General features: G+C 36.8%; 27 protein-coding genes and 2 riboswitches. Of the genes, 20 read left to right on the top strand and 7 right to left on the bottom strand.

Features of this window, described 5'->3' with window-relative positions:
* Positions 1-137: 137 nt before the first annotated feature.
* The 7 genes from LG276_RS12475 (at position 138) to LG276_RS12445 (ending at position 7,561) form a co-directional block, all read left to right on the top strand.
* On the top strand, positions 138-746 hold the full coding sequence (locus LG276_RS12475; RefSeq protein WP_251166474.1) for a branched-chain amino acid aminotransferase: 609 nt from the start codon (positions 138-140) through the stop codon (positions 744-746).
* 123 nt (positions 747-869) lie between these two features.
* Positions 870-1,880, top strand: a complete 1,011-nt coding sequence (locus LG276_RS12470) for a fatty acid desaturase (protein ID WP_251161654.1) — start codon at positions 870-872, stop codon at positions 1,878-1,880.
* Between the two features lie 86 nt (positions 1,881-1,966).
* Positions 1,967-3,103 carry a sensor histidine kinase gene (locus LG276_RS12465; protein WP_251161653.1) on the top strand — a complete coding sequence of 379 codons (1,137 nt, stop codon included), beginning with the start codon at positions 1,967-1,969 and terminating at the stop codon, positions 3,101-3,103.
* Complete coding sequence (locus tag LG276_RS12460) at positions 3,100-3,699, top strand: response regulator transcription factor (protein ID WP_224936547.1); 600 nt, start codon at positions 3,100-3,102, stop codon at positions 3,697-3,699. Before LG276_RS12465 ends, LG276_RS12460 begins: the two co-directional genes overlap by 4 nt.
* A 417-nt stretch (positions 3,700-4,116) precedes the next feature.
* The gene (locus tag LG276_RS12455; RefSeq protein WP_251161652.1) at positions 4,117-5,217 is read left to right on the top strand and encodes a branched-chain amino acid aminotransferase; all 1,101 of its coding nucleotides are present in this window, start codon (positions 4,117-4,119) and stop codon (positions 5,215-5,217) included.
* A gap of 280 nt (positions 5,218-5,497) precedes the next feature.
* Positions 5,498-6,406, top strand: coding sequence for a nuclease-related domain-containing protein (locus LG276_RS12450; RefSeq protein WP_251161651.1), 909 nt, complete (start codon positions 5,498-5,500; stop codon positions 6,404-6,406).
* 207 nt (positions 6,407-6,613) lie between these two features.
* Entirely contained in the window at positions 6,614-7,561 is a 948-nt protein-coding gene (locus tag LG276_RS12445) for a hypothetical protein (RefSeq protein WP_404292105.1), read from the top strand.
* A 138-nt stretch (positions 7,562-7,699) separates the two neighbouring features.
* On the opposite strand, the gene LG276_RS12440 is transcribed toward LG276_RS12445, so the two are convergent.
* Positions 7,700-8,206, bottom strand: a complete 507-nt coding sequence (locus LG276_RS12440; protein WP_224936544.1) for a shikimate kinase — start codon at positions 8,204-8,206, stop codon at positions 7,700-7,702.
* A gap of 125 nt (positions 8,207-8,331) precedes the next feature.
* Positions 8,332-8,439: riboswitch (TPP riboswitch) on the top strand.
* 42 nt (positions 8,440-8,481) lie between these two features.
* Positions 8,482-8,574, top strand: a riboswitch (TPP riboswitch).
* A 71-nt stretch (positions 8,575-8,645) separates the two neighbouring features.
* On the opposite strand from LG276_RS12440, the gene thiW reads away from it, so the two are divergent.
* From thiW to LG276_RS12415, 5 genes are all read left to right on the top strand, one after another.
* The gene (gene thiW, locus LG276_RS12435; RefSeq protein WP_095373195.1) at positions 8,646-9,167 is read left to right on the top strand and encodes an energy coupling factor transporter S component ThiW; all 522 of its coding nucleotides are present in this window, start codon (positions 8,646-8,648) and stop codon (positions 9,165-9,167) included.
* Entirely contained in the window at positions 9,136-9,942 is an 807-nt protein-coding gene (gene thiD / locus LG276_RS12430) for a bifunctional hydroxymethylpyrimidine kinase/phosphomethylpyrimidine kinase (RefSeq protein WP_251161649.1), read from the top strand. Before thiW ends, thiD begins: the two co-directional genes overlap by 32 nt.
* Positions 9,942-10,751 carry a hydroxyethylthiazole kinase gene (thiM, locus tag LG276_RS12425; RefSeq protein WP_404292102.1) on the top strand — a complete coding sequence of 270 codons (810 nt, stop codon included), beginning with the start codon at positions 9,942-9,944 and terminating at the stop codon, positions 10,749-10,751. The genes thiD and thiM overlap by 1 nt, the downstream gene beginning before the upstream one ends.
* Positions 10,751-11,359 carry a thiamine phosphate synthase gene (gene thiE / locus LG276_RS12420; protein WP_251161647.1) on the top strand — a complete coding sequence of 203 codons (609 nt, stop codon included), beginning with the start codon at positions 10,751-10,753 and terminating at the stop codon, positions 11,357-11,359. Before thiM ends, thiE begins: the two co-directional genes overlap by 1 nt.
* A gap of 145 nt (positions 11,360-11,504) precedes the next feature.
* Positions 11,505-12,131, top strand: coding sequence for an FMN-dependent NADH-azoreductase (locus tag LG276_RS12415; RefSeq protein WP_095373199.1), 627 nt, complete (start codon positions 11,505-11,507; stop codon positions 12,129-12,131).
* A gap of 356 nt (positions 12,132-12,487) precedes the next feature.
* Here LG276_RS12415 and LG276_RS12410 read toward each other — a convergent pair whose 3' ends face one another.
* A complete protein-coding gene (locus LG276_RS12410; RefSeq protein ID WP_251161646.1) occupies positions 12,488-13,270 on the bottom strand; it encodes a hypothetical protein in 783 nt (260 codons plus the stop codon).
* A gap of 130 nt (positions 13,271-13,400) precedes the next feature.
* Between LG276_RS12410 and pepF the strand changes: the two genes are divergently transcribed.
* Entirely contained in the window at positions 13,401-15,191 is a 1,791-nt protein-coding gene (gene pepF, locus LG276_RS12405) for an oligoendopeptidase F (protein WP_251161645.1), read from the top strand.
* Between the two features lie 61 nt (positions 15,192-15,252).
* On the top strand, positions 15,253-16,368 hold the full coding sequence (locus LG276_RS12400) for an FAD-binding oxidoreductase (RefSeq protein ID WP_224936537.1): 1,116 nt from the start codon (positions 15,253-15,255) through the stop codon (positions 16,366-16,368).
* Between the two features lie 55 nt (positions 16,369-16,423).
* Here LG276_RS12400 and LG276_RS12395 read toward each other — a convergent pair whose 3' ends face one another.
* Positions 16,424-17,248 carry an aldo/keto reductase gene (locus tag LG276_RS12395; RefSeq protein ID WP_224936536.1) on the bottom strand — a complete coding sequence of 275 codons (825 nt, stop codon included), beginning with the start codon at positions 17,246-17,248 and terminating at the stop codon, positions 16,424-16,426.
* Between the two features lie 181 nt (positions 17,249-17,429).
* Between LG276_RS12395 and LG276_RS12390 the strand changes: the two genes are divergently transcribed.
* Positions 17,430-18,110: an NAD-dependent epimerase/dehydratase family protein gene (locus LG276_RS12390; protein WP_095373204.1), complete on the top strand. Its 681-nt coding sequence runs from the start codon at positions 17,430-17,432 to the stop codon at positions 18,108-18,110.
* Positions 18,111-18,139: 29 nt separating this feature from the next.
* Positions 18,140-18,964 carry a 2OG-Fe(II) oxygenase gene (locus LG276_RS12385; protein WP_224936651.1) on the top strand — a complete coding sequence of 275 codons (825 nt, stop codon included), beginning with the start codon at positions 18,140-18,142 and terminating at the stop codon, positions 18,962-18,964.
* Positions 18,965-19,153: 189 nt separating this feature from the next.
* Here LG276_RS12385 and LG276_RS12380 read toward each other — a convergent pair whose 3' ends face one another.
* From LG276_RS12380 to LG276_RS12370, 3 genes are all read right to left on the bottom strand, one after another.
* A complete protein-coding gene (locus LG276_RS12380; RefSeq protein ID WP_251161643.1) occupies positions 19,154-19,555 on the bottom strand; it encodes a VOC family protein in 402 nt (133 codons plus the stop codon).
* A gap of 546 nt (positions 19,556-20,101) precedes the next feature.
* The gene (locus tag LG276_RS12375) at positions 20,102-20,284 is read right to left on the bottom strand and encodes an SE1832 family protein (RefSeq protein ID WP_251161642.1); all 183 of its coding nucleotides are present in this window, start codon (positions 20,282-20,284) and stop codon (positions 20,102-20,104) included.
* Between the two features lie 301 nt (positions 20,285-20,585).
* Positions 20,586-21,341, bottom strand: a complete 756-nt coding sequence (locus LG276_RS12370; RefSeq protein WP_251161641.1) for a TraR/DksA C4-type zinc finger protein — start codon at positions 21,339-21,341, stop codon at positions 20,586-20,588.
* A 284-nt stretch (positions 21,342-21,625) separates the two neighbouring features.
* Here LG276_RS12370 and LG276_RS12365 point away from each other — a divergent pair, with 284 nt between their 5' ends.
* The gene (locus tag LG276_RS12365; protein ID WP_251161640.1) at positions 21,626-22,399 is read left to right on the top strand and encodes an arylamine N-acetyltransferase; all 774 of its coding nucleotides are present in this window, start codon (positions 21,626-21,628) and stop codon (positions 22,397-22,399) included.
* A 37-nt stretch (positions 22,400-22,436) separates the two neighbouring features.
* Here LG276_RS12365 and LG276_RS12360 read toward each other — a convergent pair whose 3' ends face one another.
* Complete coding sequence (locus LG276_RS12360; RefSeq protein WP_095373211.1) at positions 22,437-22,679, bottom strand: DUF1450 domain-containing protein; 243 nt, start codon at positions 22,677-22,679, stop codon at positions 22,437-22,439.
* A gap of 129 nt (positions 22,680-22,808) precedes the next feature.
* Between LG276_RS12360 and murB the strand changes: the two genes are divergently transcribed.
* From murB to LG276_RS12345, 3 genes are all read left to right on the top strand, one after another.
* Entirely contained in the window at positions 22,809-23,741 is a 933-nt protein-coding gene (murB, locus tag LG276_RS12355) for a UDP-N-acetylmuramate dehydrogenase (protein ID WP_224936531.1), read from the top strand.
* Positions 23,734-24,219: a flavin reductase family protein gene (locus tag LG276_RS12350; RefSeq protein WP_224936530.1), complete on the top strand. Its 486-nt coding sequence runs from the start codon at positions 23,734-23,736 to the stop codon at positions 24,217-24,219. Before murB ends, LG276_RS12350 begins: the two co-directional genes overlap by 8 nt.
* A gap of 90 nt (positions 24,220-24,309) precedes the next feature.
* On the top strand, positions 24,310-25,092 hold the full coding sequence (locus LG276_RS12345; protein ID WP_251161639.1) for an ABC transporter ATP-binding protein: 783 nt from the start codon (positions 24,310-24,312) through the stop codon (positions 25,090-25,092).
* Positions 25,093-25,250 lie beyond the last annotated feature (158 nt).

Raw genomic sequence — 25,250 nt, 5'->3', positions numbered from 1 at the left:
GTTGCAACCTAAACTGATTGAAAGGATGAGATGGCGGTTATTGGAATCATTGATAGTGGATGTTCGTCAATATGTGATTTTCCATTGTTGAAAGCATGATAGAGAGTTGTGTAGAATGTAAAGGAGTAAAACTTGCAATGAAAGACAAAGAGGTGCGAATAATGTTTAAAGAACAGTTAGTTGAAAGAATTAGACAAGCAAAAGAAAATGGAGAATTATTATTTAATGAAGAATTAAACTACGCAAAAAAGCAGAAGTTAATAGATGAAAAAGAGGAAAACGTCCTCGACCCTAAAAAGCGCTTTTTTGATAGTTATATTGAAAGAGGCGATAAAGAAACAGAAAATTTCCTTGGGACAGAATTGGCCAGTGAATTTTTTGAGCAGCCGATCACTTATTTTAAGCAACATATCAATGAATTCGTCTATGTTGAATCCGTATGGTTCGATCAACTAAATGTTGAATCACTTTCTTTTGAAGTAGATGATTTATTCCGTACTTATGATTGCTTGATTGGTTTAAAACAGCCTAAGAAAAAGGAAAAAGAAATTAAAGCCTATTTTATGTCAATCTTCACAAGTGATGAAGCGCGACTCAGCCCCATGTTTAATCAAAAAGATGGCTTATGGGAAATTAACTTTACGTTAGATTATATTGAAGGATTTTCTGAAGATATGAAGATAGGCGAAGCTTTTTCACTTATTTATAAAGTTTTATTTGACCTTATAATTGAGCTTGAAGGCTGATATTAGTAGTTGGTCTTAATGGATACATGACATTTATCATGGTTGCGTGATGACACCTATGTCTTCACAGTATTTTCAGACGTCTTTATTATTAAATTATATTGAAGGAAAGGAACTTACAATATGACAAAAGAACGTTTGAAAACATTGAGAAAACAAATGCTGCCATTTGAAAAGGCGAATCGTAACAAAAGTATATATCAATTAATCAATACGCTGGTACCATTTTTTGGTTTATGGACACTTGCTTATTTTTCACTTTCCATTCATTATTTATTGACATTAGCTTTATCTGTTTTAGCGGCGGGCTTTTTAATACGTATATTTATCATCTTTCATGATTGCTGTCACAATTCATTCTTTAAAAGCCGCAAAGCGAATAAAATTGTGGGAACGATTGCTGGGATTATTACGATTTTTCCATATAGCGCTTGGGCACATGATCATTCCGTTCATCATGCAACAAGCAGTAACTTGGACAAGCGTGGGACAGGAGATATATGGTTATTGACTGTTAAAGAATATATGGATGCCTCTTTTTTAACGAAGGTTGGTTATCGACTTTACCGTAATCCAATCATTATGTTTGGATTAGGTCCGATTTACACATTTTTATTTAAAAATCGTTTTAATCGAAAGGGTGCTCGTTTACCAGAAAGATTAAATACGTATTTAACCAATGTAGGAATTGTTGCTTTATATGCTTTCATGTGTTATCTCATCGGCTGGGAAGCATTCCTACTTGTTCAAACCCCGATTTTCCTGATTTCTGGTGCAGCTGGTATTTGGTTATTCTATGTCCAGCATACATTTGAAGATTCTTATTTTGAGCCAGATAAAGAGTGGGAATATGTGAGTGCAGCAATTGAAGGCAGTTCATTTTACAAATTGCCAAAACCACTGCAATGGATGACAGGAAATATTGGTTACCATCATGTACACCATCTAGCTCCAAGAGTCCCAAATTACGAATTAGAGAAAGCACATACTAACAGTGAGCAATTACAAAATGTACCGACCATTTCACTAGCAACAAGCCTAGAATCTCTTCGCTTTAAGCTTTGGGATGAAGAGAAGAAAATATTTGTCGGCTACCGTGCAGTAAAACAATACCGAAAAGTACCGGTATCTTAATAATCTGCTATAATACTGTTAAGAAACTCCTTTGTATGAAAGAAACAAAGGAGTTTTCTATTTCTACATTGAAGCGGAGGTTTACAATGTCATATCCACTTTTATATAAATTGAAAAGCTCTGGGATGACACCATACATATGGATTATCCTGACGATTCTCCCATTTTATTTTATCTTTCAATCTTCAACGACTTGGGAGATTATTGTTGGTATTATATTAACGGTCGTCTTTTTTATCACTTTTCGTTTTGCCTTTATATCTAATAAATGGCCAGTTTATATCTGGTCTCTTTTATTGATTGCAGTTTCAATGACAATGTTAATTATTTATCAGTATGTGTATTTTGCTTTTTTTATCGCTTATTATAATGGATATATAAGAAATAGAGTGGCGTTTTTTATTGTTTATATCATTCACATTGTTTCAACGACTGTAGCCATTAATTATAATATTGTTGTTAAAAGTGACATGTTTTTAAGTCAAATTCCATTTGTGATTATTATTTTAGTGAGTATGATATTGTTGCCATTTAATATCTATAATAAAAGAAAACAAGAGAGGCTAGAGAAACAATTAGAATACGCGAACCAAAGAATTGCCGACCTTGTTAAACAAGAAGAGCGTCAAAGAATTGCGCGTGACTTACATGATACACTTGGACAAAAACTCTCACTAATAGGATTAAAGAGTGATCTGGCGAGAAAGTTAATTCAAAAAGACCCAGAACAAGCAAAAGTTGAATTAAAAGATGTCCAGCAAACAGCCCGTACAGCTTTGAATGAAGTACGGAAAATGGTATCACAAATGAGAGGAATACGATTGCAGGAAGAAGTCGTTCGTATTAAAGAAATATTACAAGCAGCGCAAATGGATATGGAAATCAATGAACCTTTAAAAGAAGCTTACACATCCATTTTTATAGAGAATATTATTAGTATGTGCTTAAAAGAAGCGGTTACAAATGTAGTCAAACATAGTCGAGCGACAAAATGTTCGGTAGTAATAGAAGAACGAAATAAAGAATTAGTCGTTACTGTAAAGGATAACGGAATAGGCATTACAAATAGTGAGAAAAAAAGCTATGGTAATGGGATTAATGGCATGAAAGAACGATTAGAATTTGTCAATGGTCATTTGGACATCAGTTGTGATGAGGGCACGACAATTTCAATTATTGTCCCACTTGTCGTTAAACAAGTTGAAGGAGGAGATTTGGCATGATTCGAATTGTCATTGCAGAAGACCAAAGGATGATGTTAGGCGCACTCGGTTCTTTACTGAACCTTGAGGACGATATGCAAGTCGTTGGTCAAGCCTCCAATGGAGAAGAGGCAGTTACATTAGTGAAGGAACAAAGTCCCGATATTTGTATTATGGACATTGAAATGCCTTTAAAAACAGGGTTAGAAGCAGCTGAAGCAATTAAAAACAGTGGCATAAAGGTCATTATTTTAACCACTTTTGCAAGATCTGGATATTTTCAACGAGCGATAAAAGCAGGGGTACGGGGCTATTTATTAAAGGATAGTCCGAGTGAAGAGTTAGCTGATTCGATTCGTAGTGTCATGGCAGGCAAAAGAATTTTTGCCCCGGAACTGATGGATGATGTCTATCGAGAAGAAAATCCCTTAACAGAACGTGAGAAAGCGGTACTTGAATTAATGGCAGAAGGAAAAAGCACTAAAGAAATTGCCTCCATATTAACGATTAAAGCTGGTACAGTTCGTAATTATATCTCAGCTATATTAGAGAAGTTAGAAGTAACCAACAGAATCGAAGCCATCACAGAATCAAAAAACAAAGGCTGGTTTCATTAATGAATACTCGTGACGAGCAGGTGGTCACGAGTATTTTTGTATTTCTTGACTAATTATCTAAAAAATCAAACCTTTTTCTGCATAATATTTCATGCAAATCATTTCAATAAAAAGCTAGTAAAATCCTGCGTTTATAGGGAGATTATAAATTTGTAAGAATAATAGAAAAGTTTCAGAAACTGTGTTGACAATACTAAAAATAGGGTTCATAATATTTTAAACAATCAATGTACTTTATTAAGGAAATGTTATATTGATTTTAAGTATTAAAGTAATAAATTCTTAATATCGTATAAATTGCGAAGTAGTAGTTTAATCATCAAAGTATTTCGTTTACAATGGTGCAATACCACATGAAAAAGAGTAAAGATGTTTAACAGCACTTTAAATTGATCTTAGACAGGGAGTAGAGTAGAAATGAATGATTATCAGTTTGAAATCCAAAGACGTGCAACCAAAAAAGAAAAACCGGCATTTGATCAGTTGATTTTCGGTAGGAATTTTACAGATCATATGTTTGTAATGGACTATCATGCAGACAAGGGGTGGCATGATGGACGTATTGTCCCTTATGAGCTATTACAAATTGACCCGTCTGCAATGGTATTTCATTATGGCCAAAGTGTTTTCGAAGGATTAAAGGCATATTTATCTGAAGATCAGGAAGTGCTCATGTTCAGACCATATAAAAATATGGAGAGACTGAACAAATCGAACAACAGACTCTGTATTCCGCCAATTGACGAAGAACTTGCTGTTCAAGCATTAAGACAATTAATTGCAGTTGATCGTGATTGGGTTCCAAATGTAGAAGGAACATCTCTATATATTCGTCCATTTATTATTTCTACAGAACCTTATTTAGGCGTTGCTCCATCACATCAATACAAATTTATTATTATCATGTCACCAGTCGGTGCCTATTATAAAGAAGGAATTAACCCAGTGAAAATTGCTGTCCAAAGCGAATATGTTCGTGCAGTCAAAGGTGGAACGGGTAATGCCAAAACAGGAGGAAACTATGCTGCTAGCCTAAAAGCTCAAGAAGTAGCAGAACAGGAAGGATATTCACAAGTACTTTGGTTAGATGGCAAGGAAAATAAATATGTGGAAGAAGTAGGAAGCATGAATATTTTCTTTAAAATTAACGGTGAAGTCGTTACACCTGAATTGAACGGAAGCATTTTAGAAGGCGTTACAAGAAACTCTGTTATTGAACTCATTAAAGACTGGGGTATTCCTTTATCTGAGCGTCGTATCTCAATCGATGAGATCTATGAAGCACAAAAAAATGGCACGCTAGAAGAAGCATTCGGAACGGGTACTGCAGCGGTCATTTCACCTGTCGGAGAACTATTCTGGAATAACGAAAAACTGACCATTGGTGGCGGACAAACAGGTGAAATTGCCGGCAAACTTTACGAAACGCTAACAGGAATCCAAAAAGGAAAAGTAGAAGATAAATTTGGTTGGATTGTGAAGGTAGACGAAGAAAAAGCTGTTACGACAGCAATTTAATAGAAGAAAAAGAACCACTTGCCATTGATGGTAAGTGGTTTTTTTAAAGGGTTAGGCTAGAAATGTGGGTAGCAGTAAAAGTGGACAAAAACTGAAAGAATAAAGACGAAGTGATGAACTTAGTGAGAAAATGGAATGACTGCATATATTAAAATCACAAAAGGGTTTTACACTTTTTAACAAGCAAATTTGTACTTTCTATTAGAGAAGTTATATATATTGGTATTTTTTTCATGTTAAAAATTCGTTATAATAGAGTAAAAAGAAAGGATGAAGGAATTTGCCAGACCTAAAACCACTCAAACCCTCTTATCAACTCCGATTATTACGCGTGCTCCATCTTAGATCAAAATTGTCCCCTGAGAATGAACAATATCTCAAAATGTTAGAAAAAGGATATGAAGGAGAAAGTAAATGGCGAGATGATTTGCAGCAACTTTCACCAAAATTCCCCATTCTTTATGATGTATTGCTAGAAATTAATCATACATCCTTCCAAATTGATGCACTCTGTTTAACTCCCCACAAACTCATTGCTTTCGAAGTGAAAAATTATAGTGGTGATTTTTTGGTTCAGGACACTAAATGGTATTCACCAACAAACAAGGAAATTAAAAATCCCCTTCTACAAATCCAAAGAAATGAAACCCTCCTACACCAATTCCTTACTAAGCACGAATTAAACATTGCATTTGATTATCTACTTGTTTTTGTTCATCCCGAGTTTATGTTATATGACCGTACAAAGAAACAAAATGTTATTCTTCCACCGCAAATTCCACGATTATTAAGAGAACTAAATCAAATAGACATTCAACACTCTCCATTTCATACAAAAATTGTTCACACTTTTTTGAGTCATCATAAAGAAGAAATGAATTATGCTAGAAAAATCGATTATTGTACGGAGGATTTGGTAAAAGGAGTGGTTTGTCGAGAGTGCAGTGGGCAGATGAGGCGAGCGAGTTTGCGCAAATTTCATTGCTCAAAATGTAGGAGGAACATTTCATCTTATGATGCATTAAGTGAAGCAATCAATGACTTTATTATTCTTTTTCCATCAGAAAAAGTAACAAAGACGGCGATTTATGATTGGTGTGGAGGAGCAATCAGTAGTTCCGCAATACAACGATTCTTACAAGAGAAATATACACTTAATGGTGGTGGAAATTATTTTTATTATCATTAATGGGTTTTAAAAAAGAAGAAATAGTTGAATTATTTAGTAATGAAGTGAAGTAACAGTACCGTATAGATTGATCGGTATTCTGATGGGTTCAATCTACTAGTAAGCAGTTATAAGTTGAAAAAAAAGACTTTGTGCACAAAATAAAAGAAAAAATCTAGATGACATCGCAAAAAGGGGATAGCAAGTCCCTCGGAAAGAAAGCCAGAGATGAGCGCCTCGCAAAAGGGGATAGCAAGTCACTCAGAAGGTAAACCAGAGATAAGCGCCCCGCAAAAGGGGATAGCAAGTCCCTCGGAAAGAAAGCCAGAGATGAGCGCCCCGCAAAAGGGGATAGCAAGTCCCTCAGAAGGAAAACCAGAGATAAGCGCCTCGCAAAAGGGTTTAGCAAGTCCCTCAGAAGGTAAATCAGAGATGAGCGTCTCGCAAAAGGGGATAGCAAGTCCCTCAGAAGGAAAATCAGAGATGAGCGCCTCGCAAAAGGGTTTAGCAAGTCCCTTAGAAGGAAAACCAGAGATGAGCGCCCCGCAAAAGGGATTAGCAAGTCCCTCAGAAAGGAAACCAGAGATGAGCGCCTCGCAAAAGGGTTTAATAAGTCACTCAGAAGGAAAACCAGAGCTGAGCGCCCCGCAAAAGGGTTTAGCAAGTCCCTCAGAAGGTAAACCAGAGGTGAGCGCCTCGCAAAAGGGTTTAGCAAGTCCCTCGGAAAGGAAACTAAAGATGAGCGCCCCGCAAAAGGGTTTAGCAAGTCCCTCAGAAGGAAAACCAGAGGTGAGCGCCCCGCAAAAGGGATTAGCAAGTCCCTCAGAAAGGAAACTAAAGATGAGCGCCCCGCAAAAGGGTTTAGCAAGTCCCTCAGAAGGAAAACCAGAGCTGAGCGCCCCGCAAAAGGGTTTAGCAAGTCCCTCAGAAGGAAAACCAGAGCTGAGCGCCCCGCAAAAGGGTTTAGCAAGTCCCTCAGAAAGGAAACAAAAGATGAGCGCTCCGCAAAAGGGGATAGCGAGTCCCTCAGAAAGAAAACCAGAGATGAGCGCCTCGCAAAAGGGTTTAGCAAGTCCCTCAGAAAGAAAACCAGAGATAAGCGCCCCGCAAAAGGGTTTAGTAAGTCCCTCGGAAAGAAAGCCAGAGGTGAGCGCCCCGCAAAAAGGAGTTATTTAGCAATTTATTATGAACCAAACACAAATGAAAGCCGAGCAAGGGAGTGCCCGGCTTTCATAAATTCGTTTAGGATAATGCGAAATACTTAGATAGTAGAAGAAACGTCCTAATGAACCATAACCATAATCATCACTAGCTTTATCTTATCCCACTAATAATCAATTCAGCAGCTTCTTCAGCTGTTTTCCCGTCAACATTGATTTTTAGATGATATGGTTGATAATGAGCTTGTCTTTCTTTGTATAGATGATACATTTCATCAGTAGAAAGACCATTTAATTTCGGTCTTGTATCTTTAATCAATGGGTATCGGTCAAGCCACTTTTCCCATGAGAGCTCGATAAGGACAACGGTACTGTTTTGTAAACATATTTCGCGGTTCTTACTGTTTAAAAAGGCACCGCCGCCTAATGAAAGAATCTGTTTTTCTTCGGCAGATAGTTGTTCAATCAACTCGCTTTCAGCTTTTCGAAAAACTTCTTCACCATGATCAAGGAAAATTTTTGAAGTTGACATCTTGAACTGTTGTTCAATGCGTTCATCCGTGTCGATTAAACCCCACTGTAATTTCTTAGCTAATTCCGTTCCTATGGATGTCTTTCCGACCCCCATAAACCCAATAAGTACAATACTCTTATCTTCCATAGACTGTCCTCCCGAATGTTATATAAATATCATATCATAACGTTTTATGTCGCAACATCGTTTCTATCCCATGTTTTTTATTTTCATTTCTATCATTTCATGTTATATTGACATCATATATTATAAGTTTTCACTGGGGGTGCCTTCACATAGAGGCTGAGATTGAATGCCGTTCAAAACCCTTTGAACCTGATCTGGTTTGTACCAGTGGAGGGAAGTGTGTCGATGTAGTCGTCCTCGCTTCCTTTTGGAAGTAGAGGATTTTTTTATATATGAATAAATGCTAGGGGTGCCAAATACTTGGCTGAGATGAACCCTTTGAACCTGATCTAGTTAATACTAGCGTAGGGAAGCGAGTGACGTCATACATATCATGATGACCAAAGCCGCTTATACAAACTAGCGGCTTTTTTATTTTTATCGAAAGGAGGAAAGGTCTATGAATAAAATCCAAAAAATGACGATGACGGCAACGATTGCAGCCATCACTACTGTGTCGAGTAGTCTCATTTTTATTCCGATTGGAATAGCGAAAATTTTTCCGATTCAGCACTTGGCGAATGTATTATCTGCTGTACTTCTTGGACCATGGTATGCCGTTAGTCAAGCGTTTCTTTCATCTACATTGAGAAATATGATGGGGACAGGAAGTGTTTTTGCCTACCCCGGGAGTATGATTGGCGCATTACTTGCAGGGTTCCTTTATCAAAAAACGAAAAAAATTGGCTTCTCAGCACTAGGTGAAGTCGTTGGAACGGGAATGATAGGGGCAGTAGCGACTTATCCGATTAGTACATTACTTTTAGGACAAGAAGCCACCCTTTTCGGATTTCTACCAGCATTTATGGTGAGCTCGTTTACTGGAGCAATTTTAGGATATGGTTTATTAAGAGTATTAATAAAGAATAAAGCTATTGGAGGTTACATCAATGAAAACAGCATTAACGATCGCAGGTTCTGATTCAGGAGGAGGAGCTGGGATTCAAGCAGATCTTAAAACTTTTTCCGCCAATGGTGTGTTCGGCATGTCCGTCATTACGGCGATTACCGCTCAAAATACAGTAGAGGTACGATCGGTACAGGATATTGAAATCAATATTATAAAAGACCAAATAGAAGCTGTGTTTGATGATATCCAGGTTGATGCTGTCAAAATCGGGATGTTGTCATCTAGTGAGACTGTAAAAATCGTCGCAGACCGTTTAAATCATTATAGTCCAAAAGTGATTGTGTTAGATCCTGTTATGGTTTCGAAAGGTGGACATCATCTTTTAAAGGAACAAGCTATTGAGGCATTAAAAGCGAAGATGTTACCACTTGCGACTGTAATTACGCCAAACATTCCTGAAGCTGAAGTACTTTCGGGTATGACGATTCGCACGGTTGAAGACATGGAGCAAGCTTGTAAAAAGTTATATGAATTAGGGCCAAAAGCCGTCTTATTAAAAGGTGGACATTTAGAAGGAGAACCGAATGACTTATTATGGGATGGTCAAAGTTTCAACTGGTTTAATGGTCGAAGAGTAGAGACAAAAAACACCCATGGTACAGGTTGCACTCTCTCATCTGCCATTGCTGCCGGGTTAGCAAAAGGGGAAGAACTTGTTGAGGCCATACAGTCTGCGAAGAATTATATTTCTATAGCGATTGAGCATAGTCTAGCACTCGGTCATGGGCATGGTCCGACAAATCATTTTTATGAGTTATACAACAAAGCAAAGGTGGAGGAAAGATAATGACGATTTCAAGTGAAGCAGTTGAGAGAATCTTTCAGCAGTTAAAAGAACATACCCCACTCATTCATCATTTAACAAATACAGTAACTATTAATGATTGTGCCAATGTGACCCTAGCAATGGGCGGTTCACCTGTTATGGCCACACAACTCTTAGAAGTAGAAGAAATGGCTATGATGGCAGATGGGCTCGTAATTAATTTTGGTACTATTAATGATGCAATGTTTGCGGCGATGATTAAAGCTGGACAAACTGCCAATCAAAAAGGAATTCCAGTAATATTTGATCCAGTGGGTGTTGGTGCAACCAATTATCGCACAAATAAGGCAAAGGAGTTAATTAGCACAATAAAAGTGTCCATTATTCGTGGCAATGCTTCTGAAATTTCAGCTCTTATTGGTAATAATACTAAAACGCGTGGTGTTGATGCAGGGGCAATTGAAATGGCACCTGAAGCACTTGCACAGGAGGCAGCCGAAGTTCTAAACTGTCTCATTGTTATTAGTGGGAAAGAAGACGTCATTACAGATGGTAGGCAATTCGTTGTGATTGATAATGGAGATTCCCTTTTGACGAAGGTAACTGGAACTGGCTGCATGACAGCTTCATTAGTAGCAACTGCTGCTGCTGTTTCAGAAAATTGGTTTGACGGGGCTGTTATTGGTATGGCTACTATGAGTCTAGCGGGGGAAATCGCAGCAAAGAGCTTACATGCCGGTGAAGGGTTAGGTTCATTTCGAGTGAAGCTAATGGATACGATTAGTACAATGAATGCAGCCACTTGGCTAGATGGAGTGAGGCAAAACTAATGGATTACCGTTTATATTTAGTCACAGATGATAAAATAGCAAACAATGAATTATATGATATTGTTCGAAGTGGTGTAAAAGGTGGTGTGACCATCGTTCAATTAAGAGAGAAGACAGCGGATGGTCAACTCTTTTATGAAAAGGCGAAAACATTACAATCTATATTAAAGCCATTGGATATTCCACTGATTATTAATGATAGAGTAGACATCGCTTTAGCGGTAGGTGCAGCAGGTGTGCATGTGGGACAAGATGATCTGCCATGTGCCGTCGTTAGAAAGATTGTTCCTGATGATATGGTAGTTGGTATCTCTGTATCTAATGTGGAAGAAGCGAAACTTGCTCAAGAACAAGGAGCAAATTATGTTGGAATAGGTTCGGTGTTTCCGACAGCTTCTAAATCTGATGCTGATTTATTAGCACCAGGTATGCTCGAGGAAATCATTGCAGCGATTGATATTCCTGCAGTCGCTATTGGTGGTATTCAACTAGAAAACATAAAAATGCTTAAAAATCGAGGGTTAGCAGGTGTTTCTGTTGTCTCAGCAATTAGTAAATCTAAAAATCCAGAAAAGTCAGCTCGAGATTTACTTCAGTTATTCCTTTAGACCTAAAATATATCATAAGTGTAGTTAAAGAGAACTTATTCCATTGACAAGATACTATTAATATACTAAAATTACTTTTGGTTCGAGATATTTCATTTTAGTGTATTTCGGATAAATTATTACGACATTCGGAGGTCTTCACATAATGGCAAAAGTTCTATTTGTAAACGCAAGTGATCGTCCAGTTGAAGCTGGAATTTCTGTAAAAATGTATCATGCATTTTTACAATCATATAAAGAATCAAATCCATCAGATGATATTACGGAATTGAATCTTTTTGAAGAAAACATGCCTTACTATGGTAATGATGCAATCAATGGTACTTTTAAAAAGAACCAAGGGTTGGAATTAACTGCTGCAGAAGAAAAGGGTGCGGCGTTAGTTGAGAAGTATTTAAATCAGTTCTTTGATGCTGATAAAATCGTTTTCGCATTCCCACTTTGGAATTCAACTGTACCAGCTCCATTGATCAGCTATGTTTCTTACTTAGCTCAAGCAGGTAAAATGTTTAAATATACTGCTGAAGGTCCAGTAGGATTTGCTGGCGACAAGAAAGTGATGCTTTTAAACGCTAGAGGTTCTGATTATTCACTAGAAGGTATGGCTGCTGGCGAAATGGCAGTTAACTTAGTAAAAACAATTATCAGCCTTTGGGGCATTACTTCTCCTTCAGAAGTTGTGATTGAAGGACATAACCAATACCCAGATCGTACACAAGATATTATTGAAGAAGGATTACAAAACGTAGCTAAAGCTGCTGCTCAATTCTAATTCGATACGAAAGCATCTCTATATTTTTGTAGAGGTGCTTTTTTTGTCTAAAGGAAGTTCTAAAAGTTGTATTGAGGAAGTCACGGTCGCTCATTCTTTGCGTAAACCTTGAATAAACTTGATTATTATCACAAAACTCGATGATGTGTAAAGAGGTTAGGATTCAAAACAGGAAGACATTTTAAACAAGCTAAATAGATAAAAACGTATTCGCAGTTAAATAGATATATTTTAACTACAAGCATGAATGATGGCTGAGGAACTATTTGTCGAATCAGTACCCATTTGTTACGAAAGATTACTTGCGTATCTTAAAGTAGAACAAAACAGAGTGAGGAATGGCCTCACTCTGTTTGTTATTGTTTTTCAATTTTTGAAGGATTGTTTATTTTATAAGGAACTGCTTCTTCTACTTTATGCTCTTCATCGACATCGTCTTGGGCTTTTGGTAATTTCTTTTTGACGATTTTGCCATTAAAGGAAAGTTTGTTTCCGATAGCTAATTCTTGTTTTTTTAATGTTTTAGAGTGACTGCACCAAGCTAGTCCAATAGGTAGAGGATCGTCTTGATGAATTACAACCTCATCGAGCACAATGACTTCATCATGGTCCTCAGTGAAATGATTATAGCTTAGCGCAAATTGCTTCACAATTGCTGAGAAAGCCACCTTATCTTCAGGAAGTTGGATTTTTTTAGCTGCTTCTTTTTTCTTTGTTTTTGTTTTTGTAGCTCTGGTTTTCGGCGGTGTTGGCGCTTGCTCTTTTGTTTTTTCGTCGGCCTGTTTTTCTTCTATTTGTGCGGTGTTCGGTTGTCCAGCAGCATCAAAAGCTTCTTTACCAAAGTTGCCCGCTTGCATTTCTTTTAAATAAGCGGGATGTATGCAACTTAGTTTTCCATCTTGGAACTTGATTACAATGGTGTAATGATCATCTTCTTCACCGTATACTTGATAGCCGACAATTTCTACTTTGCGTTGATGGGTTTTTTGTTTAAACCAAAACGCTTTCTTGGCAGGCAGCTTCCATTCTTTTAATTTAGTTTCGTATTCTTCTTCAGATTCAAACGGTTGAATCTCACCTTGAGGTGGGAGATAATTAGTTTGATTCGCATCCTCGATATGAGGTAATGTAATAGCCATGATTGGATCTCCTTTCCTTTTTCCATTATTAATTACTATAAAAAGGTTTAAGAATGGCGAAATAGAATATATTTAGTTAATATAACGCATATGAGCAAAAAAATGAACTATTTAAGGAGTGTTAAAAATTATGACGGCCTATTCTAGTCGAAAAGAGATTCCCGTAGAAGAAACTTGGAATGTCACTGATATTTATAGTGAGGAGTCTGAGTGGCAAAAGGATTATGATTCCATTCAGTCGTTAGCGCAGGAGTTAGCAGGGTTCGAGGGGGAAATAAGCGATGGGCAAAGTTTATTTCAATTTCTGAAGAAGCAGGAAGATTTATCTTATTTGTTTGGTAAAGTCTATGCTTATGCGATGTTACAATCAGATGTTGATACAAGGGATAGTCGTGCTCAAAGTTTATTAGATCAATCGAAACAACTAAGTGTAAAAGTGAGTAGTGCAACTTCTTTCTTTATGCCGTTTTTACTTAGCTTAGATGAAGCGACATTAAAAGCTTATATTAAAGAAGAAGAAGGGCTGCAATATTTTGAAGAAGACTTACTCGAATCGTTTCGTTATAAAGCGCATGTGCTCTCAACTGAGCAAGAAAGTTTATTATCACAACTCGGTGAATCGCTTTCTGCACCATCAAATACATATAATATGATTAATAATGCTGATATTGAGTTTGGACTCGTAACAAATGATAATGGTGAAAAAGTAGAACTTACACGAGGAATGTATGCGAAATTAATTGAAAGTGATGATCGAGAAAAGCGGAAAGAAGCGTATAAGGCGTATTATAAGCCTTATGTACAACTTAAAAATACAATCGGCTCGACTTTATCAGCAGCAATCAAGAATAATGTTACAACCACAAGAATAAGGCAGTATCCTTCTGCATTAGAAAAAGCATTATTTGGTGATAATGTTCCGAAAGAGGTTTACCATAATCTAATTCAGTCCACAAGAGACCATTTGCAAACGATGCACAAATATACAGCATTAAGAAAAGAGTTATTGCAGTTAGATGAATTAAGACAATATGATTTAAGTGCCCAGCTTGTGAAAGATGTCGATATGCAGATTCCATATGAAGAGGCATTTGCGACGATGTGTAAAGCGTTAGCGCCACTAGGGGAAGAGTATATTTCTACATTGCAATCGTTTAAAGAACATCGTTATATTGATGTAAGAGAAACGAAAGGAAAGCGCTCGGGTGCTTATAATATGGGCGTATATGGTGTACACCCTTATATTCTTTTAAATCATCGTGATGATCTTGATAGTATGTTTACACTTGCGCATGAATGTGGCCACGGTGTTCATAGTAAATGGAGTGCCCAGCATCAGCCGCAAATTACGGCAGGCTACAGTATTTTCGTCGCTGAAGTGGCATCAACTGTAAATGAGGTACTTTTAATAAAATATTTACTTGATCACGAAACCAATGAAGACGTCAAACGACATTTACTTAATCATTTTATTGATCAGTTTAAAGGCACTTTCTTTACACAAGTTATGTTCAGTGAATTCGAATGGAAAACGCATCAATTAGCAGAAGAAGGTAAAACGTTAAATACAGAAGTATTTAATGGCATTTATGAGCAGCTATTTAAAGATTATCATGGGGAAAGCCTTGTGTTAGATGAAGAGGTGAAATATGGTTGGTCAAGAATTCCGCATTTTTATCGACCATTTTACGTATATAAATATGCGACAGGTTATGCTTCAGCCATTCAATTAGCAACGAAGATTTATAATGGCGATGAGGAAACATTAAAGACTTATCTTGAATTCCTAAAAAGCGGAAGTTCAGAATTTCCATTAGACTTATTAAAAAATACAGGTGTGGATTTAACGACGTCAAAACCGATTGACGAAGCGTTACAAACGTTTGAAGAGCTTGTGGAAGAGTTCGCAAGTTTAAGCTAGAACGAAAAAAGACGGAAAGCATATTGCCTTTCGTCTTTTATCCATGATGGAGGAAAAAAATATGCAACAAATGATAGTGATTGGAGCAGGCATATTAGGTGCATCTACGGCTTACCATTTAGCGAAAGCTGGTTTTAAGGTGACAGTAATCGATCGGCAAGATGCAGGGCAAGCGACAGAAGCAGCTGCGGGTATCGTCTGCCCATGGTTGTCACAACGTCGAAACAAAGCGTGGTATCAGCTTGCTAAAGGGGGAGCGAAGTATTATCAACAATTAATTCCAGCACTTGAAGCGGAAACTGATCAAGACACCGGTTATAAAAAAGTAGGTGCGATTAGTTTACATCACGACGAAACAAAACTTGAAAAGATGATAGATAGGGCGATAAAAAGGCGAGAAGATGCACCAGAAATCGGTGAAATCAAAAATTATAATCAAGAAAAAACGAGAGACGCCTTTCCGCCACTGTCGCACGATTTTCAATCAGTATATGTGAGTGGAGCGGCTAGAGTAGATGGGCGTAAACTTAGGAAGGCGCTGCTAAAAGCCGCCGAACTATATGGCGCAGATATCATTCATGGTGAAGCTTTATTAGTAGGTGAAAATGGTCAACTAGAAGGGGTAAAGGTGAATGGAGAGCTATTACATGCAGATAAAATCATCGTAACCGCCGGCGTTTGGGCAAGGGAATTATTAGAGCCAATAGGGCTCAACTTTCAAGTTAGTGCTCAAAAAGCACAAATTGCCCATCTTCACGTACCTGATGCAGACACATCTGAATGGTCTGTGGTTCAGCCGCCAACAAATCATTATTTACTCTCTTTTGAAGATGGTAAAGTCGTTGTTGGTGCGACACATGAGGATGAACATCCGTTTAATACGAATGTGACAGCGGGGGGCGTGCTTGAAGTATTATCTAAAGCGTTGACTGTGGCCCCTGGTTTACAAGCAGCAACTCTTGTTGAGACAAAAGTGGGATTTAGACCGTTTACACCTGGTTTTTTACCCGTTATAGGTCAAGTTCCTGGGTACGAGAAACTATATGCTGCCAATGGTTTAGGAGCATCTGGATTAACATCTGGTCCGTATTTAGGTGCGCAATTAGCAAAGCTTGTAATTGGCGAGGAATTAGATATTGATATAGCCCTATATAATATTAATGACGCCTTTAGGTAATAAAAAAAGAGGGAGGTGCAAATATAAGAATATTATAGCACCAACCTCTTTAATATTAGCGAACATTCATATCCGATGGATCTGGGCCTTTTCTTTCATTGCGATTAAGTTTATTAATGGTTTCCATTTGTGCTTGCGAAAGCTCAAAATCAAAGACATCGAAGTTTTCTTTAATTCTAGAAGGAGTAACTGACTTAGGAATAACAATTGTATCGTTCTGCAAATGCCAACGCAGAACTACTTGGGCAGGTGTTTTTCCTACTGAGTTGGCTATTTCTTTAATTGAATCAAGTTGTAATACTTCCCCGCCTTGTTGTAAAGGGCTCCATGCCTCAACATAAATATCATGTTTGTTACAAAATTCCTTTAATTCGTTTTGTGATAAATAGGGGTGACATTCTACTTGATTTAAGACAGGTTTGACTGAACACTCATTTAATATACGTTCTAAATGTTCAATATGAAAATTGCAGACGCCGATCGCTTTTACACGACCATCTTTATATAATTTCTCTAGTGCTTTATATGTATCTACATAAGTATCGAATTGTGGTGTTGGCCAATGAACCAAGTACAAATCAACATAATCTAATCCTAACTTTTCTAGACTTTCGTCAAACGCTTTTAATGTCTGTTCATATCCTTGATCCGTATTCCAAACTTTTGTCGTAATGAATAGATCTTCTCTAGCAATACCAGCGTTTTTAATGGCTTTGCCGACACCTTCTTCATTTTGATAAATCATCGCTGTATCAATGGAACGATACCCAACTTCAATGGCTGTTTGCACAGCAGCGGTTGCTTCCTCATTTTGCACTTGCCAAACACCAAAGCCAAGTTGGGGCATTTCTACTCCATTGTTTAAAGTAATTGTATTCATGTAGTACCTCCTTTAATGTTATGGTCATATTATGGCATATGATGTAATTTTTGCAAAAAGAAAAGCTTCGTGACTAGAAAAAAACAATAAATGCACAATAATTCAAACTTTTTGTTTTTATCTGTACCCGTTTCCATGTATCATAGAATGAAAGGAAAAAATATAGAAGGATGGTTTAAAGATGGGAAAGACTGCGCTGATAGCAGGTGCAACAGGCCTAGTTGGGCAAGAATTATTAAAATTATTACTACAAGATTCGTATGAGAAAGTGATTGCTATTGTTAGAACACCGCTTCATATGAAACATGAAAAATTGATTGAATTAGTCATTGACTTTGATTATTTAGAAGAATATGCCGAACATTTTTGTGTTGATCACGTTTATTGCTGTTTAGGAACGACCATTAAAAAAGCAAAAACAAAAGAGAAAATGATTAAAGTAGATGTAGATTATCCTTATACGATGGCAAAGTTAGCGAAGAGTCATGAGGTTGAACATTTTGTCATTATAAGTTCTATCAACGCAAATGCCCGTTCTAAATTGTTCTATCCAAGGATTAAGGGCTTACTAGAAGATAAACTAAAAACATTGTCATTACCTGCGTTATCGATTGTAAGGCCTTCATTGTTAATGGGTGAACGATTAGAAAAGCGTAGAGGGGAACTGGCGGGTAAAAAGCTGTATCAACTTTTGTCGCCATTATTGAATGACGAGAAAAAAATGAAATATGCGATTGAAGCCAAGCATGTTGCTCAAGCAATGAAATGTATCACTGATATGGAGAAGCAAGGTGTTTGTATTTATTCTTCAGAGCAACTAATGAAGATTGTTCAGTCTCAACAAAACATATTGTCAAAATAGGGGAGGAGTTGACGTCTGTTTTGGAAAAAATGAAAACTATTTCAAATGAACTACAAGATTGGATTATTGATACATTAAAACAAGGAGTAAGTCCATTAGCTATTACGAATGGTCTGATTAAAAAAGGATTTGATGCTAGGTTTGCCTATGAGACAATGTTTGAAATTGCGTTTGCCAGTTCAGATATTAAAGGTGCCTCAACTTATCAATATGAACCTGTCTATTTAAATGAACAACCTCATACCATTGTGGTAGATAATCAAATGGTGTTTGTTCGCTCTAACTTTATAAAACCAACGATTATCCAACTAGACCATGTATTATCAGATGAGGAATGTGATTTTCTCATTGAACGGGCGAAAAGCCGCCTTCAGCCATCTAAAGTCATAGATGCGAATTCTGGAGCAGAAAAAGCCGCTGCTGGTAGAACGAGCAAAGGGATGTATTTTAAGCTTCAAGAAGATGATTTTATTGCTCGAATTGAAAAACGAATCAGTTTGCTGACCTCTTATCCAATTGAAAATGGGGAAGGTTTGCAAGTATTGCATTATGAAGTCGGTGATGAATATAAGTCTCACTTTGATTTTTTTCCGGAAAACCGTGTAGACAATCGTAAAGGCGGCCAAAGAATAGCGACGATGCTAATCTATTTGAATGATGTCGAATCAGGCGGTGAAACGATATTTCCAAAGATTAATGCTTCATTTACCCCTAAGAAAGGATCTGCTGTCTTTTTTCACTATAGTAATTCTCTAGGTGAAGTCGATCGCAAATCATTACATTCAAGTTTACCGGTACAAAGAGGGGAAAAGTGGGTGGCAACCAAATGGATTAGACAAAAAAGGATTGATTAAAAGCGTGGTGATGATATAAATGTGGGTGCTCTTTTTTATCATTGTTTTTTTATGTAGTATAGCTTTTTGGATTGATAGAAAAAGGAGGCATCATCCATATTTGCCTCCTACTAATGTAAATATGAGAGAAGATAAAAATGTGATGATGGGTGATAACAAGTATTTAAATGGTGGAGAATGACGATGAAACTATGTTGCGGGTGCAACAATTTCAACCTTCATCCGGTCTGGATCTTCAAAATAAACAGCATAATGCCCTGTACCACCAGCGAAGGGGTGCTTATCTTCATAGAGAATTGTAACATGATTTTCTCTTAATTTTTCTGTAATCACATCAACCTGCTCTCGTGACTGTGCATGAAAAGCTAAATGATTAAGGCCAACACGACAACGATGATAGGGAATGTCTAAATATTTCTCTTCTGCTTGTACAATGACTAAATAACTGTTCTCTATTTTCCAACTTTGTCCGTACTTCCATGTTTGAAAACGACTGTAACCCAGCTCTGTTAGTAATGCATCCCAAAAAGCTACACTACGTGAAAGTTCTGACACATACAATTCTATATGATGAATCATTCCTTTAGACATTGGTAATGCCTCCTTAGCTTGCCTCATTAATCACTTGATTCCACAGAGAATCTCTTCTTCACCACCTTTTTAGTTAACTTATACGGTATCAATAGCAACATCATCTTGTAGAAAAGTTACGGTGTTACTGCATAATAATCGATTAGACCGTTATGTATTTGAACTTCTTCTAATTGCGCGCTTTCTATATCCGTTATAAGGGGTAACTAAATTTAATGAGCAGGTCTCGATTAACACCCCTATTTTTTGTCTTTGTTAGAAATCCAATCGGAAGGGCAACAAGTGGTTTTTTTCTACTATCCTTTTACAACCACAAAGTTTCTCATTATAAGATTGCTGTCACAAGATATCAAATCAGCGTTCTGTTGACACTCTGTTAAATAGAATGTGAAGGCAAAAATATGAAAATAAAATTATTTTTTAGTGCAAGTCATGTGTTCATCAACTCAGGAAACATCCCCCCAAATAAATTGGGGGAAGCCTTCATTATCACTATATAGACCCGGCGGCAAATCAACAGGCCGTTTCACACCTGCAGTCAGCGTATTATTTCTCAAGCTCAGCTTTTAAATGATTAAGCCTTTGTAGTTCTTCTTCAATTTCTTTCATTCGTAATTCTTGTTTCTCAACTGAACGTCCAAATGACTCTAACTTTTCGATATCATCTTGTAAGCGCATATAGTCCATTTTTAACTCTGCTAATTGGTTTTCAATTTCCTTTAATGACATTTATTCTCCCCACCTATGTATATAATCCTTTTTAGTTTAACGTATATCTTCACTGGTTACTAGTATATGGAGACATAATGAAGACGCTTCTGCATATAGATGGAGTAAGGGAAACGTAAGTCTTTACTTCTTAGATAAACCGGAGGAATGAACTTCACCATTTATGGAGGAGGATGATTCCGATCGAAGCCGATGTCTTGATTCAATTACTCGTGTTAATTGTCATGATGATCGATCTCGCCAAAGAAGAGAAGTAAAGCAGTGAATAATAAAAAGCGAGACGCTATAGTCTCGCTTTTTATTATTGCTCATCTTCTTTGTTTTCTACATAAGGTTCTTCTTCATAAGCTTTTAAATCACCGAAAGTGGTCATAATGCCTTCTTCATCAAGTACTTCTTCATAAGCACGTAACTGTTTAGTGTCAAAAATTTGAATGTTTTTGCCATCGATATCCGTTCCCACACTATTCTCGAACTCTTCTGTATAGCCAACATTTTCACCGGAATTAAGATACATTTTTTCATAATCTGTTGGGGCATCGTATAAATCTGACGGTCCATCTGAATTCCCCCATTTTGCAACAGATTGCCAGCTATCTTCTTCATCAAAACCGTTATTATCATCATGTGGTACCTCGACATCGGCATTAATGACTTCTTCTTCTATTGGTCTGTACTCATTTAAGTTCTGCTGTTGACTATGTTCAATGCAAGTTGTTGCTGTTGGCAATGCCTCAAGTCGGCTTACGGGAATCTCTTTTTGACAAACTTGACACACTCCATAAGTTCCTTTTTCTATAGCAGTAAGAGCTGTGCGAATTTCATCAACTTCATCTCTATAATGATCGTCTATGGCTAGGTCCTTTTCTCTTTCGTATAATTCAGTCGCAGAATCAGCTGGATGATTATCGTAATTAGATAATTCGCCTGAAAAACCAACATTATTTTGTTCCTCATGGAGTCCGAAATGATGATTTTGCTCTATTTGTTGTTCATTTTCGTTTAAAGATTGTGTTAACAATTTTTTAAAATGATGTAGTTGTTCAGCAGATAACATAATGAAGTCCTCCTATCTTTGTTGCTTATATTGTCAGCGGTTTGTCTCTTTATTATGTAAGGTTTATTCAAAGTGATTTGTGTTTCATGTGTTTGGTTTTTTAAGGAATAAAATAGTAGGTAATCTGTGATAGGTGGGATGATTAATTTTTGCTTATTAAATACTCCTCAGTAATTGAAAGAATCAGAAAGATACCTTGTGCTCGCCAATTTTATGCAGATTCATTTATGAGATAGGCGAAGCGTGTTATAGTAGAGTGAAGTTATACCAAAGGATGATGAACAATGACAGACTTGACAATGAAGTTCAAAGAGAAAATTCATTTTCAAGAAAAGATTACATTTAATAATTTGGACGAAGTTCTAAGAAAAACAACAAATATCTTCCCGTTTGAAAACACGAGTATTATGGCGAGAAGCACAACACCTATTACAAAAGAATTAATTGAAGAAACTTGTTTAAACAATGGATTTGGTGGTGTTTGTTATCATTTGAACCCTTTGCTTTTTTATGTATTAAAAGATGAAGGATTAGATGTAAAATTAGTAAAAGGGAATGTCTATGATCACAGTAATCAAACATGGTCAAGTACTGGGGACACGCATGTATGTATCATTCTCACTAAAGAAAATAAACCTTTCTTAGTAGATACAGGTTTTGGCAATAATTTACCTTTAAAAGCTGTACCGTTAGACGGTGAAGAAGTCAAATCAGCGAACGGTTTTTTTAGAATCACATACAATAACGATGAATATATTTTAAATATGAAAAAAAACGGTGTACATGATTGGAAAACAGGGTATAAATTCTCTTTGGCAAACACTATACAATCAGAAGATGAATTAACGACCATACAAGACACCATTATTCATAGTGAATCCTCACCTTTTAATAAGGGTTATCTATTCACATCTATTAGAGAATATGAAACGGTTACGTTGACAGAAAATTCCTATACCCTAAATGTAGGGGGGAATATAACGAAAAGAAAAGTAACAACAGCTGAATTTTTACAATTAGCTAAAGATCTATTTGGGATTACAATAAAAAATAAATAAAAAACTGGAGCCTTTATTAGGCTCCAGTGCGAATGAATTATGCGAACAATGCCAGTTCCTCTTCTATTTTAATGCGTATATTTTCAATGCATTCCGGCAAGTCTTTTCCAAATATCCTTTGTCCGTTTACGAGCGCATATGGTCTCATTTTGCAAAGACCACATAAGTTTTGACAATCATAGCTCATAACAGCTACTTCGGGATATTTTTCTAATAGTGCTTGCAACGCTTCTTCTGACAAGAGGTTCATGTCGCAAATTTCTAGTAATATTAAACCCATGGTTATCACACTTTCTTTCGTCTCACAAAGTACTAGATAAATACATGATTTCATGTTATTTTATTTTTATACCTTTCAGTATAAAAATGCATTGACTTTTTGTAAAGCATAACAGATTGGAGTAAAAAAATGAACATCAAAGAAACATTACGTCAGCTATTAACGAATAGTGATATCTATCATCAAGAGCCGATGTCAAAACATACATATATACAGGTTGGTGGCGAGGCGGAAATTTTCGTGCAGCCAAGAAATACTGAAGACGCACAAAAGGTTGTAAAATTTGCCTTCGATAAAAAGATTCCTCTAACCTTACTTGGAAAAGGAGCAAATGTCATTATTAGTGATCATGGTTTACCTGGAATTGTGTTAAACCTGAATCATTTTAATGATATTGCTGTTAATGAAAAACAAATAACAGCAGGTAGTGGCGCTGAAATTATTCATGTTTCTCGTACTGCTTATGAACACGGACTAGATGGGTTAGCGTTCGCATGCGGGATCCCAGGAAGTGTAGGCGGTGCGGTATTTATGAATGCAGGGGCATACGGTGGTGAAATCTCGAATGTATTAACAAAGGTCATTGCTTTAAATACGGAAGGTGAGTTATTAACGCTAACACCAGAAGACTTTGATTTTGCTTACCGTACAAGTGCATTTGCTAAGAAAAAGCTAATTGTATTAGAAGCGACATTCACGCTACAAAAAGGAAATCAAGCAGACATAAAAGCAAAGATGGATGAATTTACCTTTGCGAGAGAATCGAAACAACCACTAGAGTATCCTTCTTGTGGTAGTGTCTTTAAACGACCTCCGGGATACTTCGCTGGGAAGTTGATTCAAGATAGTGGCTTACAGGGCTTAACGGTTGGGGGCGCGCAAGTATCGACGAAACATGCAGGTTTTATGGTGAATATGAATGAAGCGACTGCTAGTGATTATATTCAGCTCATTCATCTTGTACAAGAAAAGGTCTTTGCCAATTTTGGTGTGAAGCTAGAAAGAGAAGTACAAATTTTAGGGGATTATGAGGAGAATGAAAGGGGAAAGAATCATGAGTAAAACAGATTTATTTAAAGAAGTCATGGGTAATTACCCTACTGGTGTCACTGTTGTCACAATGATGGACGAAGAAGGCACCCCTATCGGTTTAACGGTGAATTCATTCGCTTCTGTTTCATTAGATCCAATGTTATTATTGTGGTCAATTGATAAAAGAGTATCTTCTTATGAGAAGTTCACGCAAACGAAAAAATTTGCTGTCCATGTATTAGCTCATGATCAAGCAGAAGTTTGTTCATTATTTGCTTCAAAAGGTCTTGATCGTTTTAAAAATACTGATTGGTCTGAATCAGCCAATGGATTGCCAATTATTGCTGATTGCGCTGGTGTATTTCAATGCGAGATGCATGACACAATTGAAGCTGGCGACCACAGTATTTTAGTGGGAAAAGTAATTGATATAGAAAGCAATAAAAAAGAACCGTTATTATATCATAAGCGTAAATTCGCAGGTATCCCTGACAGTTTTTATGAGTGAAATGAATAATTTACATAAACAGGACGGACAAAAGCCAAAAGCACCGTTCTGTTTTTTTATTATATAGTTTAGTTTTTAGGGAGGGTAAAGATGGATACAGTGCTTCAAATAGAAAATGTCTACTGGTCAAGAAATCAAGAGCTCATCCTAAAAAATATGAATTGGCAAGTAAATAATGGGGATCATTGGGCAGTGCTTGGTTTAAATGGTTCAGGAAAGACCACATTATTAAATATGATTATGGGCTATATTTGGCCAACTAGTGGACAAATATCAGTATTGGGTCATACATACGGAAAAGTAGACCTACAGCAAGTAAGGCAATCCATTGGATGGGTATCCTCTTCTTTTCAAGAGAAGATTCGTCCATACGAGCGAGTACAAGATATTATTGTAAGTGGGAAATACGCATCTATCGGACTTTATGACGAACCTTCAATGGATGACATTGAAGAAGCAAATGAATGGTTAGAGCAATTCCATTTAATCCAATTACAGAATGAAACTTATCAAACTTGCTCTCAAGGTGAGAAACAAAAAATATTAATCGCTCGTGCCCTAATGGCCCATCCAAAATTGCTCATTCTTGATGAACCAACAACGGGACTAGATTTTGTTTCTCGTGAACAGCTGCTGGATTCAATTGCTCGTATCTCAAAACAAAAAGAAGCACCGACCATTATTTTCGTTACCCATCATATTGAAGAAATCATTCCTATTTTCAATAAATCTCTATTAATCAAAGACGGTACGGTATTTAAAAGTGGAAATACATCTGAGTTACTTACGAGTGAAACATTAACTGATTTTTTTGGCATAACAGTTGAAGTAGACAGGCATTCAAAAAGAATGTCTTTGAAAAAAACATATTGACACAAATATGAAAATAGTGGTAATATTCAAAAGACGCTATTTACAAATGAGAGGAGGTAAGGACGATGAAAGCAAGAGTGAAGGCATTCATGAAAACAAATTCATATTCGTCCCTACCTTTTTTTCGATAATGCTTTATTCTTTTAATGAATGGAGGT

Origin of the sequence: Cytobacillus kochii (assembly GCF_044790165.1) — a bacterium.
GTDB classification, from domain to species: Bacteria; Bacillota; Bacilli; order Bacillales; family Cytobacillaceae; genus Cytobacillus; species Cytobacillus kochii.
This window is presented reverse-complemented; position numbering and strand designations above follow the sequence as displayed.

Bases quoted from the DNA above. Each gene is read 5' to 3' on its own strand.
- LG276_RS12410 (WP_251161646.1), bottom strand. From the start codon at position 13,270: ATGGCTATTACATTACCTCATATCGAGGATGCGAATCAAACTAATTAT.
- thiE (WP_251161647.1), top strand. From the start codon at position 10,751: ATGGATTACCGTTTATATTTAGTCACAGATGATAAAATAGCAAACAAT.
- LG276_RS12345 (WP_251161639.1), top strand. From the start codon at position 24,310: ATGGATACAGTGCTTCAAATAGAAAATGTCTACTGGTCAAGAAATCAA.
- LG276_RS12350 (WP_224936530.1), top strand. From the start codon at position 23,734: ATGAGTAAAACAGATTTATTTAAAGAAGTCATGGGTAATTACCCTACT.
- LG276_RS12400 (WP_224936537.1), top strand. From the start codon at position 15,253: ATGCAACAAATGATAGTGATTGGAGCAGGCATATTAGGTGCATCTACG.
- thiD (WP_251161649.1), top strand. From the start codon at position 9,136: ATGAAAACAGCATTAACGATCGCAGGTTCTGATTCAGGAGGAGGAGCT.
- LG276_RS12370 (WP_251161641.1), bottom strand. From the start codon at position 21,341: ATGTTATCTGCTGAACAACTACATCATTTTAAAAAATTGTTAACACAA.
- LG276_RS12360 (WP_095373211.1), bottom strand. From the start codon at position 22,679: ATGGGTTTAATATTACTAGAAATTTGCGACATGAACCTCTTGTCAGAA.
- LG276_RS12465 (WP_251161653.1), top strand. From the start codon at position 1,967: ATGTCATATCCACTTTTATATAAATTGAAAAGCTCTGGGATGACACCA.
- thiW (WP_095373195.1), top strand. From the start codon at position 8,646: ATGAATAAAATCCAAAAAATGACGATGACGGCAACGATTGCAGCCATC.
- LG276_RS12455 (WP_251161652.1), top strand. From the start codon at position 4,117: ATGAATGATTATCAGTTTGAAATCCAAAGACGTGCAACCAAAAAAGAA.
- pepF (WP_251161645.1), top strand. From the start codon at position 13,401: ATGACGGCCTATTCTAGTCGAAAAGAGATTCCCGTAGAAGAAACTTGG.
- murB (WP_224936531.1), top strand. From the start codon at position 22,809: ATGAACATCAAAGAAACATTACGTCAGCTATTAACGAATAGTGATATC.
- LG276_RS12390 (WP_095373204.1), top strand. From the start codon at position 17,430: ATGGGAAAGACTGCGCTGATAGCAGGTGCAACAGGCCTAGTTGGGCAA.
- LG276_RS12395 (WP_224936536.1), bottom strand. From the start codon at position 17,248: ATGAATACAATTACTTTAAACAATGGAGTAGAAATGCCCCAACTTGGC.
- LG276_RS12385 (WP_224936651.1), top strand. From the start codon at position 18,140: ATGAAAACTATTTCAAATGAACTACAAGATTGGATTATTGATACATTA.
- LG276_RS12365 (WP_251161640.1), top strand. From the start codon at position 21,626: ATGACAGACTTGACAATGAAGTTCAAAGAGAAAATTCATTTTCAAGAA.
- LG276_RS12375 (WP_251161642.1), bottom strand. From the start codon at position 20,284: ATGTCATTAAAGGAAATTGAAAACCAATTAGCAGAGTTAAAAATGGAC.
- LG276_RS12440 (WP_224936544.1), bottom strand. From the start codon at position 8,206: ATGGAAGATAAGAGTATTGTACTTATTGGGTTTATGGGGGTCGGAAAG.
- LG276_RS12460 (WP_224936547.1), top strand. From the start codon at position 3,100: ATGATTCGAATTGTCATTGCAGAAGACCAAAGGATGATGTTAGGCGCA.
- LG276_RS12470 (WP_251161654.1), top strand. From the start codon at position 870: ATGACAAAAGAACGTTTGAAAACATTGAGAAAACAAATGCTGCCATTT.
- LG276_RS12475 (WP_251166474.1), top strand. From the start codon at position 138: ATGAAAGACAAAGAGGTGCGAATAATGTTTAAAGAACAGTTAGTTGAA.
- LG276_RS12380 (WP_251161643.1), bottom strand. From the start codon at position 19,555: ATGTCTAAAGGAATGATTCATCATATAGAATTGTATGTGTCAGAACTT.
- thiM (WP_404292102.1), top strand. From the start codon at position 9,942: ATGACGATTTCAAGTGAAGCAGTTGAGAGAATCTTTCAGCAGTTAAAA.
- LG276_RS12445 (WP_404292105.1), top strand. From the start codon at position 6,614: ATGAGCGCCTCGCAAAAGGGGATAGCAAGTCACTCAGAAGGTAAACCA.
- LG276_RS12415 (WP_095373199.1), top strand. From the start codon at position 11,505: ATGGCAAAAGTTCTATTTGTAAACGCAAGTGATCGTCCAGTTGAAGCT.